Here is a 17,761-nt window from a genome sequence, read left to right as displayed (position 1 = left end):
GAGAGCGGGGCTGTTTTGCCCGCTCTCTGCTCCGCCAGGAGGAAAGGCCTTGAAAGACCTACTGAATTTGCTGAAAAACCAGGGTCAAGTCGAAGAGTTCGACGCCATCCGTATCGGATTGGCCTCGCCTGAGATGATCCGTTCGTGGTCGTTCGGTGAAGTTAAAAAGCCGGAAACCATCAACTACCGTACGTTCAAACCCGAGCGTGACGGCCTGTTCTGCGCCAAGATCTTTGGCCCGGTAAAGGATTACGAGTGCCTGTGCGGTAAGTACAAGCGCTTGAAGCACCGTGGTGTGATCTGCGAGAAGTGCGGCGTTGAAGTCGCGCTGGCAAAAGTTCGTCGTGAGCGCATGGCGCACATCGAACTGGCCTCGCCGGTTGCCCACATCTGGTTCCTGAAATCGCTGCCGTCCCGTATCGGCTTGCTGATGGACATGACCCTGCGTGATATCGAGCGCGTTCTCTACTTCGAGAGCTATGTCGTTATCGACCCGGGCATGACCACCCTTGAAAAAGGTCAGCTGCTCAACGACGAGCAGTACTTCGAAGCGCTGGAAGAGTTCGGCGACGATTTCGATGCCCGCATGGGTGCCGAAGCTGTCCGTGAGCTGCTGCACGCGATCGACCTGGAGCACGAGATTGGCCGTCTGCGTGAAGAAATTCCGCAAACCAACTCCGAAACCAAGATCAAGAAGCTGTCCAAGCGTCTGAAGTTGATGGAAGCCTTCCAGGGTTCCGGCAACCTGCCAGAGTGGATGGTGCTGACCGTTCTGCCGGTTCTGCCGCCAGACCTGCGTCCACTGGTTCCGCTCGATGGCGGTCGTTTCGCGACTTCCGACCTCAACGATCTGTATCGTCGAGTGATCAACCGTAACAACCGCTTGAAGCGCCTGCTTGATCTGTCCGCTCCGGACATCATCGTGCGCAACGAAAAGCGTATGTTGCAGGAAGCTGTCGACGCATTGCTCGACAACGGTCGTCGTGGCCGCGCTATCACCGGTTCCAACAAGCGTCCTCTGAAATCCCTGGCTGACATGATCAAGGGTAAGCAGGGTCGTTTCCGTCAGAACTTGCTCGGTAAGCGTGTTGACTACTCCGGTCGTTCGGTAATTACCGTAGGCCCGACCCTGCGTCTTCACCAGTGCGGTCTGCCTAAGAAAATGGCTCTGGAGCTGTTCAAGCCGTTCATTTTCGGCAAGCTGGAAATGCGTGGTCTCGCGACCACCATCAAAGCCGCCAAGAAGATGGTCGAGCGCGAGCTGCCAGAGGTTTGGGACGTTCTCGCCGAAGTGATTCGCGAACACCCAGTGCTGCTCAACCGTGCACCGACCCTTCACCGTCTGGGTATCCAGGCGTTTGAACCGGTACTGATCGAAGGTAAGGCCATCCAGCTGCACCCTCTGGTCTGTGCTGCGTACAACGCCGACTTCGACGGCGACCAAATGGCCGTGCACGTACCGCTGACGCTGGAAGCCCAGCTCGAAGCGCGTGCGCTGATGATGTCGACCAACAACATCCTGTCGCCAGCCAACGGTGAGCCAATCATCGTTCCGTCGCAGGACGTTGTATTGGGTCTGTACTACATGACTCGTGAAGCGATCAACGCCAAGGGCGAAGGTCGTGTGTTCGCGGATCTGCAGGAAGTTGACCGTGTGTTCCGTGCCGGCGAAGCCGCACTGCACGCCAAGGTCAAAGTGCGGATCAACGAAACCGTGAACGATCGTGATGGCGGCAGCGTGACCAACACCCGTATCGTCGACACCACCGTCGGCCGTGCGCTGTTGTTCCAGGTTGTGCCAAAAGGTCTGTCCTTCGACGTCGTCAACCTGCCGATGAAGAAAAAGGCGATCTCCAAGCTGATCAACCAGTGCTACCGCGTGGTTGGTCTGAAAGAGACCGTGATCTTCGCTGACCAGTTGATGTACACCGGTTTTGCCTATTCGACCATTTCCGGCGTTTCCATCGGTGTTAACGACTTCGTTATCCCGGACGAAAAAGCCCGCATCATCGGTGCTGCTACCGAGGAAGTGAAAGAGATCGAAAGTCAGTACGCCTCCGGCCTGGTAACCCAGGGCGAGAAGTACAACAAGGTGATCGACCTCTGGTCCAAGGCGAACGACGAAGTATCCAAGGCGATGATGGCCAACCTCTCGAAAGAGAAGGTCATCGACCGTCATGGCAACGAAGTCGACCAAGAGTCCTTCAACTCGATGTACATGATGGCCGACTCGGGCGCACGGGGTTCTGCTGCGCAGATCCGTCAGCTCGCCGGTATGCGTGGCCTGATGGCCAAGCCGGACGGTTCTATCATCGAGACCCCGATTACCGCGAACTTCCGTGAAGGTTTGAGCGTACTCCAGTACTTCATCTCCACTCACGGTGCTCGTAAGGGTCTTGCGGATACCGCGTTGAAAACGGCGAACTCCGGTTACCTGACTCGTCGTCTGGTAGACGTTGCGCAGGATCTGGTCGTGACCGAGATCGATTGCGGCACCGAACACGGCCTGGTAATGACTCCGCACATTGAAGGCGGTGACGTTGTAGAGCCACTGGGTGAGCGCGTATTGGGTCGTGTCATCGCCCGTGACGTATTCAAGCCGGGTACCGAGGACGTAATCGTTCCTGCCGGCACCCTGGTTGACGAGAAGTGGGTCGAGTTCATCGAACTCAACAGCATCGACGAAGTGATCGTACGTTCGCCGATCAGCTGCGAAACCCGCTACGGCATCTGCGCCAAGTGCTACGGTCGCGACCTGGCTCGTGGTCACCAGGTGAACATCGGTGAAGCGGTCGGCGTTATCGCTGCCCAGTCCATCGGTGAGCCGGGTACCCAGCTGACGATGCGTACGTTCCACATCGGTGGTGCGGCCAGCCGAACCTCCGCAGCTGACAGCGTTCAGGTGAAGAATGGCGGTACTGTCCGTCTGCACAACCTCAAGCACGTAGAGCGCGTGGACGGTCACCTGGTGGCTGTATCCCGTTCCGGTGAGCTGGCGATCGCTGACGACTTCGGTCGCGAGCGCGAGCGCTACAAGCTGCCGTACGGTGCTGTGATTTCGGTCAAGGAAGGTGACAAGGTCGACGCTGGCGCTATCGTGGCCAAGTGGGATCCGCACACCCACCCGATCGTGACCGAAATGAAAGGTACCGTGACCTACGTGGGCATGGAAGAAGGCATCACGATCAAGCGTCAGACTGACGAATTGACCGGTATGACCAACATTGAAGTACTTGACGCGAAAGATCGTCCAGCTGCTGGCAAGGACATCCGTCCGGCCGTGAAGATGGTCGACGACAACGGCAAGGATCTGTTGCTGCCAGGCACTGACGTAATCGCTCAGTATTTCCTGCCAGCCAACGCCCTGGTCGGTGTTGCGGACGGTGCGCGGATCGCGATCGGTGATGTTATCGCTCGTATCCCGCAGGAAACTTCGAAAACCCGCGACATCACCGGTGGTCTGCCGCGTGTTGCCGACTTGTTCGAAGCCCGTCGTCCGAAAGAAGCCTCTATTCTGGCTGAAGTCAGCGGCACCATCGCGTTCGGTAAAGAGACCAAGGGCAAGCGCCGTCTGGTCATCACGCCGAACGACGGTAGCGATCCGTACGAAGAGCTGATTCCGAAGTGGCGTCACCTGAACGTCTTCGAAGGCGAACAGGTAAACCGCGGCGAAGTTATCTCCGACGGCCCGAGCGATCCACACGACATCCTGCGTCTGCTGGGTGTGAGTGCGCTGGCCAAGTACATCGTGAACGAGATCCAGGACGTTTACCGTCTGCAAGGCGTGAAGATCAACGACAAGCACATCGAGACCATCCTGCGTCAGATGCTGCGTAAAGTTGAGATCGCTGAATCCGGCGATTCGAGTTTCATCAAGGGCGACCAGATGGAGCTGACTCACGTACTGGTGGAAAACGAGCGCCTGGCGACGGAAGACAAGTTCGTCTCCAAGTTCACTCGCGTGCTGCTGGGTATCACCAAGGCGTCGTTGTCCACCGAATCGTTCATCTCGGCGGCTTCCTTCCAGGAAACCACCCGTGTACTGACCGAAGCGGCGGTAACCGGCAAGCGCGATTACCTGCGCGGCCTGAAAGAAAACGTGGTCGTGGGTCGTCTGATCCCGGCTGGTACCGGTTTGGCCTATCACAGCGAGCGCAAGCGTCGTCGTGATGCAGACAAGCCGTTGCGCGTAAGCGCCAGTGAAGTGGAAGCTGCACTGACCGAAGCACTGAACTCGAGCGGTAACTGAGTTCTGCGGTAATTAAGTGCCTGGCCCTGGTCATCCCGTTTGCTGGATCGAGACAAAATGTCGAGATCCGGCGGGCGGGGAGGTCGGGGCCTTGCCTTGACTGGGAACAAGATCCTCTTTAGACTCTTGATCCCCTAAATTTGGCGGGAATTCGTTCCTGCCATTTTGCTTTTCTTGTAAGACAATAGCGTCGCAAGACAACAGTGGAGCTAGTAGATGGCAACTATCAACCAGCTGGTACGTCAGCCGCGTAAGCGTATCGTCGAGAAATCCGACGTGCCTGCGCTGCAGAACTGCCCGCAACGTCGTGGCGTATGCACCCGTGTGTATACCACCACGCCGAAAAAACCTAACTCGGCACTGCGTAAAGTATGCCGTGTGCGTCTGACCAACGGTTTCGAGGTTTCCTCGTACATCGGTGGTGAAGGCCACAACCTGCAAGAGCACAGCGTGGTACTGATCCGCGGCGGTCGTGTAAAAGACTTGCCAGGTGTTCGTTACCACACCGTTCGCGGTTCTTTGGATACTTCCGGCGTTAAAGGTCGTAACCAGGGTCGTTCGAAGTACGGTACCAAGCGTCCGAAGTAATCGGCCGTTTTGCAGTTTTTCATTTTATTGAGTCGATAAGAGTAAGGTCGGGCACGCATTAGCTGTCCCGGGCTAACCTGAAGACCGTTTGAGGGCTTATCAATGCCAAGACGTCGCGTAGCAGCCAAACGTGAGATTCTGGACGATCCGAAATACGGAAGCCAGATTCTCGCCAAGTTCATGAACCACGTAATGGAAAGCGGCAAGAAAGCCGTTGCCGAGCGTATTGTTTATGGCGCACTGGACAAAGTTAAGGAACGCAAGAACAGCGATCCCCTGGAAATCTTCGAGAAAGCTCTCGACGCCATCGCTCCGCTGGTCGAAGTGAAGTCGCGCCGTGTAGGCGGTGCTACTTACCAGGTTCCGGTCGAAGTTCGTCCGTCCCGTCGTAACGCCCTGGCAATGCGCTGGTTGGTAGACTTCGCCCGCAAGCGCGGTGAGAAGTCCATGGCTCTGCGTTTGGCTGGCGAACTGTTGGACGCTGCTGAAGGTAAAGGTGCTGCAGTTAAGAAGCGTGAAGACGTGCACCGTATGGCTGAAGCCAACAAGGCTTTCTCGCACTACCGCTTCTAATTCTAGCGTCACTCAATTTGCGAGGGCTTTATGGCTCGTACTACACCGATTAATCGCTACCGTAACATCGGTATCGTTGCCCACGTGGATGCTGGTAAAACCACCACCACTGAGCGCGTCCTTTTTTACACTGGCAAAAGTCACAAGATGGGCGAGGTGCATGATGGCGCCGCGACCACCGACTGGATGGTGCAGGAGCAGGAGCGTGGTATTACCATTACTTCTGCTGCCATTACCGCCTTCTGGAAGGGTTCCGAGAAGCAGTATCCGCACGAGCATCGCTTCAACGTTATCGATACCCCGGGTCACGTGGACTTCACCATTGAAGTTGAGCGTTCCCTGCGTGTACTCGACGGCGCTGTGGTTGTGTTCTGCGGTACCTCGGGTGTTGAGCCTCAGTCGGAAACCGTATGGCGTCAGGCCAACAAATACGGTGTTCCACGTCTTGTTTACGTAAACAAGATGGACCGTGCTGGTGCCAACTTCCTGCGCGTGATCGGTCAGATCAAGCAGCGTCTGGGTCACACTCCGGTGCCGATCCAGCTGGCTATCGGTTCCGAAGACAACTTCCAGGGTCAGATCGATCTGATCAACATGCAAGCTGTCTACTGGAACGATTCTGACAAGGGTATGGTTCCTGTTCGCAAGGACATCCCGGCAGAGTTGCTGGAAGAAGCCGAGAAGTGGCGCGGCAACATGGTTGAGGCTGCGGCCGAAGCCAACGAAGAACTGATGAACAAGTACCTTGAGGGTGAAGAGCTCACCAACGAGGAAATCAAGGCCGCTCTGCGTCAGCGTACCATCGCTGGTGAGATCGTTCTGGCTGTTTGCGGTTCTTCCTTCAAGAACAAGGGTGTTCCCCTGGTTCTCGATGCTGTGATCGACTTCCTGCCTGCTCCAACCGACATTCCTGCTATCAAGGGTTCCAACCCTGATAACGAGGAAGAGGAAATGGAGCGTCATGCAAGCGACGACGAGCCTTTCGCGGCCCTGGCGTTCAAGATCGCTACCGACCCATTCGTGGGCACCTTGACCTTCGTTCGGGTTTACTCGGGCGTGTTGAACTCCGGCGACGGCGTGATCAACTCTGTTAAAGGCAAGAAAGAGCGTGTGGGTCGTATGGTGCAAATGCACGCAAACGCCCGCGAAGAGATCAAGGAAGTGCGCGCTGGCGACATCGCGGCCTTGATCGGCATGAAGGACGTCACCACCGGTGAAACCTTGTGCAACGCTGACAAGCCGATCATCCTGGTTCGCATGGACTTCCCGGAGCCGGTTATTTCGGTTGCCGTTGAGCCAAAAACCAAGGATGACCAGGAAAAAATGGGTATCGCTCTGGGCAAGCTTGCTCAGGAAGATCCATCTTTCCGCGTCAAGACTGATGAAGAGACCGGTCAAACGATCATCTCTGGCATGGGCGAGTTGCACCTGGACATCCTGGTTGACCGGATGCGCCGTGAGTTCAACGTCGAAGCCAACATCGGCAAGCCTCAGGTTTCCTATCGTGAGCGCATCACGAAGAACTGTGAAATTGAAGGCAAGTTCGTTCGCCAGTCCGGTGGTCGTGGCCAGTTCGGTCACTGCTGGATTCGTTTTGCGCCGGCTGACGAAGGTCAGGAAGGTCTGCAATTCGTGAACGAAGTCGTAGGTGGTGTGGTTCCTAAGGAATACATCCCGGCGATCCAGAAGGGTATCGAAGAGCAGATGAAGAACGGCGTTGTTGCCGGCTATCCGCTGATCGGCCTGAAGGCGACTGTGTTCGATGGTTCTTACCACGACGTCGACTCCAACGAGATGGCGTTCAAGGTGGCTGCTTCCATGGCGACCAAGCAACTGGCCCAGAAGGGCGGTGGTGAGTTGCTTGAGCCGATCATGGCGGTAGAGGTTGTTACGCCTGAAGACTACATGGGTGATGTCATGGGCGACCTTAACCGTCGTCGTGGCATGATTCTGGGTATGGAAGATACGGTTTCCGGCAAGGTCATTCGTGCCGAGGTTCCGTTGGGTGAAATGTTCGGTTACGCAACCGACGTTCGTTCCATGTCTCAGGGTCGCGCGAGCTACTCTATGGAATTCAAAAAATACAATACAGCTCCGTCGCATATCGTCGAAACTGTTACCAAAAAGCAAGGCTGATTCAGCCCTTTAAGCTAGGAGTTAATTGTCGTGGCTAAAGAAAAATTTGAACGGAACAAACCGCACGTCAACGTTGGCACCATCGGTCACGTCGACCACGGTAAAACCACGCTGACCGCTGCTCTGACCCGTGTCTGCTCCGAAGTTTTCGGTTCGGCCAAGGTTGACTTCGACAAGATCGACAGCGCCCCGGAAGAGAAAGCTCGCGGTATCACCATCAACACCGCTCACGTTGAATACGATTCGGCCGTGCGTCACTACGCACACGTTGACTGCCCAGGTCACGCCGACTACGTAAAAAACATGATCACTGGTGCTGATGAGATCTCACTGGGACCTTGAGTCCCCTGAAGGGCCGTCGAAGACTACGACGTTGATAGGTGGGGTGTGTAAGCGCTGTGAGGCGTTGAGCTAACCCATACTAATTGCCCGTGAGGCTTGACCATATAACACCCAAGCAATTTGCTGACCCGATACAGGGCACCAGATTGCGGTGTGTGAAGACGCTATGAACCGAAAGTTCGCACAACACACAAACCTATCGCATACCCATTTGCCGGAACGTGACCGCAAGGCACGCGCTGGCTACCGAATTTCTTGACGACCATAGAGCATTGGAACCACCTGATCCCATCCCGAACTCAGCAGTGAAACGATGCATCGCCGATGGTAGTGTGGGGTTTCCCCATGTGAGAGTAGGTCATCGTCAAGATTAAATTCCGAAACCCCTATCTGCTGACGCAGGTAGGGGTTTTGTTTTGCCCGCAGGAAAGTTCTTACGACAAGCACGGACAGCTCCCGGCTGTCACAGCCCCCCGACAGTGCTAAGGTTCGGCCCTAGCTTTTGCATTTTCAAGGATGCCTTTATGCCGGACGCGACGTCCTTAAGCCCTGCTTTCATGGTGGTCCACGGGAATCGCCTGGATGAGTTGCGCAGCCTGGTGATCAGCTTGATGCGGCGCTATCCGCTGGGGCCTCTTGAAAATGAAATCGCGCTGGTTCAAAGCAATGGCATCGCCCAATGGTTGAAGCTGGCATTGGCTGAGGATCCGGAAGATGACGATACCGGTGGCTGCGGTATCGCCGCCGCCATTGATGTGCAGTTGCCCGGCAGTTTCATGTGGCAACTCTATCGAACGGTCCTGGGACGTGACGAAATTCCGGCCAAGTCGTTGCTTGATAAGGCTCCACTTACATGGCGGCTGATGCGCCTTCTGCCACAGTTGATCGAGCAGCCCCATTTCGAGCCCCTGCGGCGTTTCCTTACCCACGATACCGACTTGCGCAAGCGTTATCAGTTGTCCGAGCGTCTTGCCGATCTGTTTGACCAATATCAGGTGTACCGGGCGGATTGGCTGGAGGACTGGGCTGAAGGTCGGCACCAGACAAGAAATGTCCGGGGCGAAATCAAGCCGCTCGCGCCAGAAAACTGTTGGCAGGCCGAACTGTGGCGGGCCCTTTTGATGGATGTAGGGGAGCAAGGCATGGCCCAAAGCCGTGCTGGGGTTCATCAACGGTACATCGAGCGTATCAACAGTTTGGAAGTGGCTCCCAGGAACCTGCCCGCGCGGGTGATAGTGTTCGGCATTTCTTCTCTGCCGGCCCAAGTCCTTGAAGCACTTGCCGGTCTGTCACGGTTTAGCCAGGTTCTGCTGTGCGTTCATAACCCATGTCGCCACCATTGGGCGGACATCGTCGCGGACAAGGACCTGCTACGCCACCAATACAAACGCCAGGCCCGCAAGGCCGGAATGCCCGTTGTCCTCGACCCGCAGACCTTGCACCAGCATGCTCATCCATTATTGGCTGCGTGGGGCAAGCAGGGGCGTGACTATATCAACCTGCTCGACAGCTACGACGATCCCAACAGTTATCGCTCGGTATTTCGCGATGGACGGATCGACCTGTTCAGCGAGGGGAATCCCACGACCCTTCTCGGCCAACTGCAGGATGACATTCTCGAGCTGCGCCCCTTGAACGAAACCCGGGAACACTGGCCAGCGGTGGATACGGAGCAGGACGGGTCTATCCGTTTCCATGTAGCCCACAGTGCTCAGCGCGAGGTTGAAATCCTCCACGATCAGCTGCTGGCCCGCTTTAGTGCGGATCCGAGCCTGCGCCCCCGGGATATCATCGTCATGGTCCCGGACATCGACAGCTACGCACCGCATATACGCGCTGTGTTCGGTCAGCTTGAAAGAACTGATCCCCGTTTCATTCCTTTCACCCTCACTGATCAGGGCCAGCGTGGACGTGATCCGTTATTGATCGCTGTCGAACACTTGCTCAAGCTGCCGGATAGCCGCTTTCCGGTCAGCGAAATCCTCGATCTGCTCGATGTTCCGGCGTTGCGTGAGCGGTTCGGTATCGATGAAGCTGACTTGCCTACGCTGCACCGCTGGATCGAGGGGGCCGGTATCCGCTGGGGCATGAGTGCCGAACATCGTGCCGGACTGGGATTACCCGCGGAGCTTGAGCAGAACAGCTGGCGTTTCGGTCTTCGGCGCATGCTGCTGGGGTATGCCGTCGGCAGCGCGGGCGCTTATGACGGCATCGAACCCTATGATGAAATTGGTGGCCTGGATGCGGCGTTGATCGGTCCTCTGGTTGCGTTGCTGGATGCTTTGCAAGTCGCTCATCAGGAACTCACCCGGCCCGCATCACCGCAAGAATGGGGCTCGCGCCTGCATGATCTGATGCAACTGTTTTTCCAGGCGAGCAACGAACATGACGACTATCTGCTGGCCCAACTCGAAGACTTGCGTGAAACCTGGCTGGAGACCTGTGAGTCGGTTGCCCTGCAGGATGAGTTGCCCCTGACTGTTGTCCGTGAGGCCTGGTTGGCAGGGTTGGATCAGGGCCGACTGTCCCAGCGTTTCCTGGCCGGAGCGGTCAACTTCTGCACCCTGATGCCGATGCGCGCGATTCCTTTCAAACTGGTGTGTCTGCTGGGTATGAACGACGGTGATTACCCGCGAGCACAACCGCCCCTGGATTTTGATCTCATGGGCAGCGACTATCGCCCCGGGGATCGTTCCCGACGCGAAGATGATCGATATCTGTTATTGGAGGCACTGCTTTCAGCCCGGGAAAAGCTCTATATCAGTTGGGTCGGACGCAGCATCCGCGACAACAGCGACCGTCCTGCTTCAGTATTGGTCGGCCAACTGCGGGATCATCTCGCCAGCGGTTGGCGGTTGGCGGATGACCGCGGGGACCTTCTTGAGGCGTTGACCCAGGAACATCCGCTGCAACCGTTCAGTGCTCGTTATTTTCATCAAGGCAGTGCGTTGTTCAGTTACGCCAGTGAATGGCGAATGCTCCACGGTGCCCACGAACACGCCGCCCAAAGCCAGGTGCTGGAACCCTATGTTCAGGAAGAGCCCTTGGGCCTTGGGCAACTGCAGGACTTTCTGCGCAATCCCGTCCGGCACTTCTTCAGTCAACGACTCAAAATATTCTTCGAGGCCATCGAGGCCCCTTTGGCAGATGACGAACCCTTCGTTCTCGATGCGCTGCAACGCTACAGCCTGAGCGACAGCTTGCTGGAGGCCGCCCTGGTTCGCCTCGATCAACCGGATCTGGCACTGGCCACTCATGCCAAAAGACTGCAGAACAGCGGCCTGTTACCGATGGCCGGTTTCGGTGAATGCATGCAACGTGAATTGATCGAACCCTTGCCTGATTTGCTCCAGCGTTACCAGCAGCTTCTGGCGTTATGGCCCACGCCGTTGACCAGTGCCTTGCCTGTCAGCTTGCAATTGCATGGCGTGAGCGTCGAGGGTTGGCTGAGTGGCCTGCACCAGCGTGCGGATGGAGCGGTTCTCACCATCAGCGCGATACCCAACGGTATTGGCTCTCCCAAGACCCGTAAATGGCATCGTCTGATTCGTCCTTGGGTCAATCATCTTGTTGCGTGCGCTAACGGCTTTTCGATGACGACGGCACTGGTGGCCAGTGATGACAGCTTGCTGCTGGCTCCTTTTGAAGAGCCCGTGGCACGACGGTTGCTCGGCGATCTATTGCAAGCCTGGCAGGCGGGTATGCGTCAGCCGCTTCCCGTCGCGGTGAAGACCGCCTTCGCCTGGCTCGGCCAGAGCGATCCAGCCAAAGCCGATGCGGCTGCTCGAAAAGCCTACGAAGGCGACGGGCAGAACTCTGAGGGTGAGCGGCGGGAAAGTCCGGCGTTGGCCCGGCAGTTTGCTGACTTCGATGCCTTGACGGCCGACGAGACATTCCCCGACTGGTGCGATGCTCTTTACCGGCCACTGCTCGAAGCACCATGGCGTTCATTGGCCGGCGAGGAGGTAGGCTCATGACTCGCCAGCCTCCACTCGCCCTGGCCTTCCCGCTACGTGGCAGTCAATTGATCGAGGCCAGCGCCGGTACCGGCAAGACCTTTACCATTTCGGCGTTGTACCTGCGTCTGGTACTGGGGCATGGCGGCCCGGCTACCGGCTTTGGTCGCGAACTGCTTCCTCCGCAGATCCTGGTGGTGACCTTTACGGACGCTGCCACCAAGGAGTTGCGTGAACGTATCCGCATGCGTCTGGCCCAGGCGGCGCGCTTCTTTCGTGATGAAATTGCCGCCCCGGATTCGCTGATCGCCGAGTTGCGGGATGAGTTCGATGCAACGCAGTGGCCTGGCTGTGCGAACCGGTTGGACATCGCTGCGCAATGGATGGATGAAGCAGCAGTGTCGACCATCCATAGCTGGTGTCAGCGCATGCTGCGTGAACATGCTTTTGACAGCGGTAGCCTGTTTACCCAGACCCTGGAAACCGATCACAGCGACTTGCTTGGCGAAGTGCTTCGCGACTATTGGCGGCTGTTCTGCTACTCGATGCAAGGCGAGGCGCTGAATTGGGTGCGGACACATTGGGGCGGGCCCGCTGCGCTGCTGCCGCGAGTCAGAGGACTGTTTTCCAGCGAACGCGATGCTGCTGAGGGGCTTGAACCCGCCGAACTGATCGCCGCATCGCTTCAGGAGCGCAGCGCCGCCTTGCTCGATCTCAAGGCGCCGTGGCGGCAATGGGCCGTGGAGTTGCTGGAGATCTGCCAGCAAGGTGTCGCCAACAAAAGCGTCGACGGGCGCAAGATGCAGGCCCGGTACTTCGAACCGTGGTTCCAGAAAATCAATGCCTGGGTGGAGGACGAAAGCCTTGAGCTGTTGGACATCGGCAGCGGATTCACACGCCTGACCCCCGAGGGCATGGCCGAGGCCTGGAAAGGCGAAGTGCCCAGTCATCCCGGGCTGGACGCCATGTCCGGTCTCAAGGCCAGCCTGGAAGCCTTGCCCACTCCCGATGCCGCGGTGCTGCAACATGCCGCGCAATGGGTGGGGGCACGTTTCGAGGCGGAGAAACGGCGCCGCGCGGAGATGGGCTTCGACGATATGCTGCTGCGTCTGGACGCCGCCCTTCGAGCCGAAGGTGGAGCGCGGCTGGCGAGCTTGATCCGCGAACAGTTTCCGGTGGCGCTGATCGATGAGTTCCAGGACACCGACCCGATTCAATATCGCATCTTCGAAAGCATCTACCACATCGCAGAAAGCAACCCCGACACCGGGCTGTTCCTGATCGGTGACCCGAAGCAGGCCATTTACGCTTTTCGCGGCGCTGACATCTATACCTACCTGCGCGCCCGCGAAGCCACCGCCGGCAGGCTGCATACGCTGGGAACAAACTTCCGTTCCAGCCACGCCATGGTCAGTGCGGTGAACCATATTTTCCAGAATGCCGAATCTCGCCCTGAAGGGCGCGGTGCTTTTCTGTTTCGTGAACCGTCGGGCAAGAACCCGGTGCCGTTCCAGCCCGTTGAGTCCCAAGGGCGCAAGGAGTCCTTGCAAGTCAACGGGCTACCCGTTGCCGCAATGAATATCTGGCACCTGTCTTCTGATCAGCCGCTTTCCGGGGCGGTGTATCGGAAGCACATGGCGGCGGCTTGTGCCAGTGAGATCACGGCGTTGCTCAATGGCGGCCAATCGGGGCGCGATGGCTTTACGGTCGATGAAAAGACGCTCCAGGGATTACGCCCGGCGGATATCGCCATCCTGGTGCGTGACGGCAAAGAAGCTCAGGCCGTGCGCGACGAGCTGTCCGCGCGGGGAGTGCGCAGTGTCTATCTGTCCGACAAAGACTCGGTCTTCGCTTCACAGGAAGCGCGGGACCTGCTGATCTGGCTCAGGGCCTGCGCCGAGCCGGATGTCGAGCGGCCACTGCGGGCAGCACTGGCCAGCATCACGCTGAATCTTGCGCTGACGGAGCTGGAACGTCTCAATCAGGATGAGCTGGCCTGGGAGCGTCGGGTCATGCAGTTCCGAGGCTATCGTACGGTCTGGCGTACCCAGGGCGTATTGCCCATGCTGCGTCGCCTGCTACATGATTTCGAGCTGCCCCAGGCCTTGATGACGCGCAGCGACGGCGAGCGGGTACTGACCAATTTGCTGCATCTTTGCGAGCTGTTGCAACAGGCCGCCGGTGAGCTGGATGGCGAGCAAGCTTTGATTCGGCATCTGTCCGAGCACCTGGCGCTGTCCGGGCAGGCTGGCGAAGAACAGATCCTGCGCCTGGAAAGCGATGAGCAACTGGTCAAGGTGGTCACGATTCACAAGTCCAAGGGACTTGAATATCCACTGGTGTTTTTGCCCTTCATCTGTTCGACGAAACCGGTGGATGGCAGTCGGTTGCCTTTGCATTACCACGATGAAGCCTGCAAGGCACAGATCAGCCTCAAGCCAACCGCCGAGTTGATCGCCAAGGCCGATGACGAGCGTCTGGCCGAGGATCTGCGGCTTCTCTACGTGGCCCTGACCCGCGCACAACACGCTTGCTGGTTGGGTGTGGCTGATCTCAAGCGGGGCAATAACAACAGCTCGATCCTGCATTTGTCCGCATTGGGCTATCTGTTGGGCGGTGGTGTGCCGTTAGTCGAATCGGTGGAGTTGAGGCGCTGGCTGGAGGACCTGCAACAAGGCAGCGCAGTGGTCAGCTATCAGGAGATGCCCCAGGCCACCGACGAGCATTACCGGCCGCCTCGCAACGAAGCGGTATTGCTTGAGCCTTTGATTCCCCTACGCAAAGCCAGCGAAAACTGGTGGATCGCCTCCTACAGCGCCTTGCGTATCGGGGAAAGCCTGAGTGCGGGCAGCAATGATGCGCCGGAGAACCCGCAGGCTCAGAAGCTGTTCGACGATGAGCGGCTTGACCCCGATGCCCCAAGGGAAATTGTTGCCGTGGGTGGTGATATTCACCGCTTCCCTCGCGGCCCTGGTCCCGGCACATTCCTTCATGGCCTGCTGGAGTGGGCCGCTGGCGAAGGATTTGAAGCTACGCCAACCGCCATCGAGGATGCCATAGCCCGGCGCTGCAATCGTCGAGGTTGGAAAGGCTGGATCGCTACCCTGGGTGACTGGCTGCAACACCTGATCAAACTGCCTATGCACATAGGTGGTGACCAGGCGCCGGTGGTGCTCGAGAACCTGTCCCGGTTTCAGGTCGAGATGGAGTTCTGGTTTGCCAGCCACAAGGTCGATGTGCTCAAGCTCGACCAACTGGTTTGCCAATTCACCCATGGCGGTGTCGCTCGCGTGGCCGCTGAGCCGGTGTTGCTCAACGGGATGTTCAAGGGCTTCATCGATTTGACGTTCGAGCACGAGGGCCGGTATTACGTGGCTGATTACAAGTCCAACTGGCTGGGTGTCGATGACATGGCCTACACCGAGCAGGCCATGGAACAGTCAATCCTCGACAATCGCTACGACCTGCAATACGTGTTGTACCTGTTGGCCCTGCACCGTCAGCTCAAGGCGCGCCTGCCCGGCTATGACTACGATCGGCATGTCGGTGGGGCGTTGTATCTGTTCCTGCGCGGTACCCGCTCAGCCAGTCAGGGCGTTTACTTCACCAAGCCTCCACGGGCGCTGATCGAGCAACTGGACCGTATGTTCCAAGGGGTTTGCGAGCCAAAGGCTGAACCGGCATGGGAACAGGGGGAGCTGCTATGAAACGTTCTTTTGCCGATCTGTTACCCAAATCGTCTGATGACGAGAGCCTGATGGATCTGGCTCCGCTGAGCCGCGCGGATGACTTGCTGCTGTTGCTCACCCGCTGGGTCGAACGAGGATGGTTGCGCGCCCTGGACAAGGCATTCGTCGCCTTCCTCCATGAGCTCGCGCCTGAAGATGATCCGTTGGTGCTGCTTGCTGCGGCGCTCACCAGCCATCAGTTGGGTCACGGGCATGTCTGCCTGGATCTGTTCGAAACGCTCAAGGAGCCGGATTTCGCCCTGTCACTGCCGCCTGAAGGCGACTCGCAAACGGGGGTAGAGTTGTTGCCCTCGCAAATACTACGGGCCCTCGATGGGGCTCACTGGTGCAAGGTCCTGGCTTCCAGTGCTCTGGTGGCCTTGGCCGTCGATGAGCATGAAGAAGCGCGGCAGCGCCCTTTGGTGTTATCAGGTAAGCGGCTTTATCTGCGTCGTTATTGGGCTTATGAGCGGCGGATCGATGAGGCGTTGCGACAACGGCTTGCCGAACATGAAGCGGCACCTGATGATCTTCGCGAGCGTTTGAACGGGTTGTTCGGGCCGGCCAACGCCGCTGGCCCGATCGATTGGCAAAAACTGGCCTGTGCGCTGGCGACCCGTGGAGCCTTCAGTATCATCACTGGCGGCCCGGGTACCGGCAAGACCACCACGGTTGTGCGCTTGCTCGCCTTGCTTCAGGCGCCCGCTGTCGAGGCAGGCAAACCGCTGCGGATCCGCCTGGCCGCGCCCACAGGCAAGGCGGCGGCGCGTCTGACCGAGTCCATCAGCCAGCAGGTTCGCACCCTCGATGTGGTTGACGCCGTGCGCGAGCGCATTCCTTGCGATGTCACCACGGTCCATCGCTTGTTGGGCAGTCGGCCTGGCACCCGACATTTTCGCCATCATGGGGGCAATCGCTTGCCACTGGATGTGTTGGTGATCGATGAAGCCTCCATGATCGATCTGGAGATGATGGCCAATCTGCTGGATGCGCTGCCGACTCATGCGCGACTGGTATTACTGGGTGATAAGGACCAACTGGCTTCTGTTGAGGCCGGTGCGGTACTGGGGGACCTGTGTCGGGACGCCGAGGAGGGTTGGTACAGCCCCCGGACCCTGGCCTGGCTGGAGTCGGTCAGCGGTGAAAACCTGGCGGCCAGTGATCTGCGGCAAGACCTCGATGGCACTCATGCCTTGGCCCAGCAAGTGGTCATGCTCAGGCATTCGCGGCGCTTCGGTGAGGGCAGTGGGATCGGTCAACTGGCGCGTCGGGTCAACCAGCAACAACCGGAACAGGCCCGTCAACTGCTGCTCGAAGGCGAATTCACCGACCTGTTTTCCCTGGCGCTGAGGGGCGAACACGATGGGGCGCTGGAGCGCTTGTTACTCGACGGCAAGGCAGAAGGGCCGAAGGGTTATCGGCATTACTTGAGCCTGTTGCGTCAGCGCCGCCCGGCCATTTCCCGACCGCTTGAGGACAGCTGCTGGACCGATTGGGCTCGGGAAGTGCTGTCGGCTTTCGACGAGTTCCAGCTGCTTTGTGCCGTACGCAAAGGCCCGTGGGGCGTCGCGGGGTTGAACCAGCGCATCACCGCCGCACTGCTCAAGGCCCAGCTTATCGACAGCGATCATCAATGGTACGAAGGGCGCCCGGTTCTGATGACCCGCAACGACTACGGGTTGGGCCTGATGAATGGCGATATCGGTATCGCGCTCAAGCTGCCCGAGCGTGAGGGGCCAGACGCCGGCAAGCAGGTTCTGCGGGTGGCGTTCCCTCGTAACGATGGCCAGCGCGGTGTGCGTTTCGTCCTGCCCAGCCGCCTGAACGATGTAGAAACTGTCTTTGCCATGACGGTGCACAAATCCCAAGGTTCGGAGTTCGCCCATACGGCTTTGATTCTTCCTGATGCGCTGAACCCGGTGCTGACGAAAGAATTGGTGTACACCGCCATTACTCGGGGCAAGCACTGGTTCAGTCTGATTGAGCCGCGAGCGGGCGTCTTTGAAGAGGCGGTTCAGCGCAAGGTCAAGCGCTTGAGCGGGTTGATGCTGGCGCTGGAAGGAGCTGTCTGAGCGATCGACTTTCGCGATTCAGTGCTTCTGCACGCTTGTGTCGTAAGCGTCGTAGGGCGCTGCCTCGCTGGCTTTTTGGCACTGTGCTATCTTTCCGGCACTTATTGCATCGACCAA

At 58.1% G+C, this 17,761-nt stretch carries 7 protein-coding genes, 1 rRNA gene, 1 pseudogene and 1 other annotated feature; all 9 genes and pseudogenes read left to right on the top strand.

Annotated elements, in window-relative coordinates; translation table 11 throughout:
• Nucleotides 1-49 precede the first annotated feature (49 nt).
• Complete coding sequence (rpoC, locus tag CRX69_RS24095; RefSeq protein WP_047230482.1) at nucleotides 50-4,249, top strand: DNA-directed RNA polymerase subunit beta'; 4,200 nt, start codon at nucleotides 50-52, stop codon at nucleotides 4,247-4,249.
• A 216-nt stretch (nucleotides 4,250-4,465) separates the two neighbouring features.
• Nucleotides 4,466-4,837, top strand: a complete 372-nt coding sequence (gene rpsL, locus CRX69_RS24090; RefSeq protein ID WP_003186084.1) for a 30S ribosomal protein S12 — start codon at nucleotides 4,466-4,468, stop codon at nucleotides 4,835-4,837.
• A gap of 102 nt (nucleotides 4,838-4,939) precedes the next feature.
• Nucleotides 4,940-5,410 carry a 30S ribosomal protein S7 gene (rpsG, locus tag CRX69_RS24085; RefSeq protein ID WP_003186074.1) on the top strand — a complete coding sequence of 157 codons (471 nt, stop codon included), beginning with the start codon at nucleotides 4,940-4,942 and terminating at the stop codon, nucleotides 5,408-5,410.
• Between the two features lie 30 nt (nucleotides 5,411-5,440).
• Entirely contained in the window at nucleotides 5,441-7,546 is a 2,106-nt protein-coding gene (gene fusA, locus CRX69_RS24080; protein ID WP_047230481.1) for an elongation factor G, read from the top strand.
• A 30-nt stretch (nucleotides 7,547-7,576) separates the two neighbouring features.
• Nucleotides 7,577-7,873: pseudogene (locus CRX69_RS24075) on the top strand (GTP-binding protein); the annotation flags it as partial.
• Nucleotides 7,874-7,876: 3 nt separating this feature from the next.
• Nucleotides 7,877-7,979: a sequence feature (23S ribosomal RNA rRNA prediction is too short), on the top strand.
• 163 nt (nucleotides 7,980-8,142) lie between these two features.
• Nucleotides 8,143-8,258: ribosomal RNA gene (gene rrf, locus CRX69_RS24070) — 5S ribosomal RNA — on the top strand.
• Nucleotides 8,259-8,412: 154 nt separating this feature from the next.
• Nucleotides 8,413-11,865, top strand: coding sequence for an exodeoxyribonuclease V subunit gamma (recC, locus tag CRX69_RS24065; RefSeq protein WP_107322988.1), 3,453 nt, complete (start codon nucleotides 8,413-8,415; stop codon nucleotides 11,863-11,865).
• On the top strand, nucleotides 11,862-15,551 hold the full coding sequence (gene recB, locus CRX69_RS24060) for an exodeoxyribonuclease V subunit beta (protein WP_107322987.1): 3,690 nt from the start codon (nucleotides 11,862-11,864) through the stop codon (nucleotides 15,549-15,551). Before recC ends, recB begins: the two co-directional genes overlap by 4 nt.
• On the top strand, nucleotides 15,548-17,644 hold the full coding sequence (gene recD / locus CRX69_RS24055; RefSeq protein WP_107322986.1) for an exodeoxyribonuclease V subunit alpha: 2,097 nt from the start codon (nucleotides 15,548-15,550) through the stop codon (nucleotides 17,642-17,644). The genes recB and recD overlap by 4 nt, the downstream gene beginning before the upstream one ends.
• Nucleotides 17,645-17,761 lie beyond the last annotated feature (117 nt).

Origin of the sequence: Pseudomonas rhizophila (assembly GCF_003033885.1) — a bacterium.
Lineage (GTDB): Bacteria > Pseudomonadota > Gammaproteobacteria > Pseudomonadales > Pseudomonadaceae > Aquipseudomonas > Aquipseudomonas rhizophila.
The sequence above is the reverse complement of the archived record's forward strand: the minus strand, read 5'-3'. Positions and strand labels throughout refer to the sequence as shown.

Coding starts and splice junctions, on each gene's coding strand:
- rpsL (WP_003186084.1), top strand. CDS start 4,466: ATGGCAACTATCAACCAGCTGGTACGTCAGCCGCGTAAGCGTATCGTC.
- rpsG (WP_003186074.1), top strand. CDS start 4,940: ATGCCAAGACGTCGCGTAGCAGCCAAACGTGAGATTCTGGACGATCCG.
- fusA (WP_047230481.1), top strand. CDS start 5,441: ATGGCTCGTACTACACCGATTAATCGCTACCGTAACATCGGTATCGTT.
- recC (WP_107322988.1), top strand. CDS start 8,413: ATGCCGGACGCGACGTCCTTAAGCCCTGCTTTCATGGTGGTCCACGGG.
- recB (WP_107322987.1), top strand. CDS start 11,862: ATGACTCGCCAGCCTCCACTCGCCCTGGCCTTCCCGCTACGTGGCAGT.
- recD (WP_107322986.1), top strand. CDS start 15,548: ATGAAACGTTCTTTTGCCGATCTGTTACCCAAATCGTCTGATGACGAG.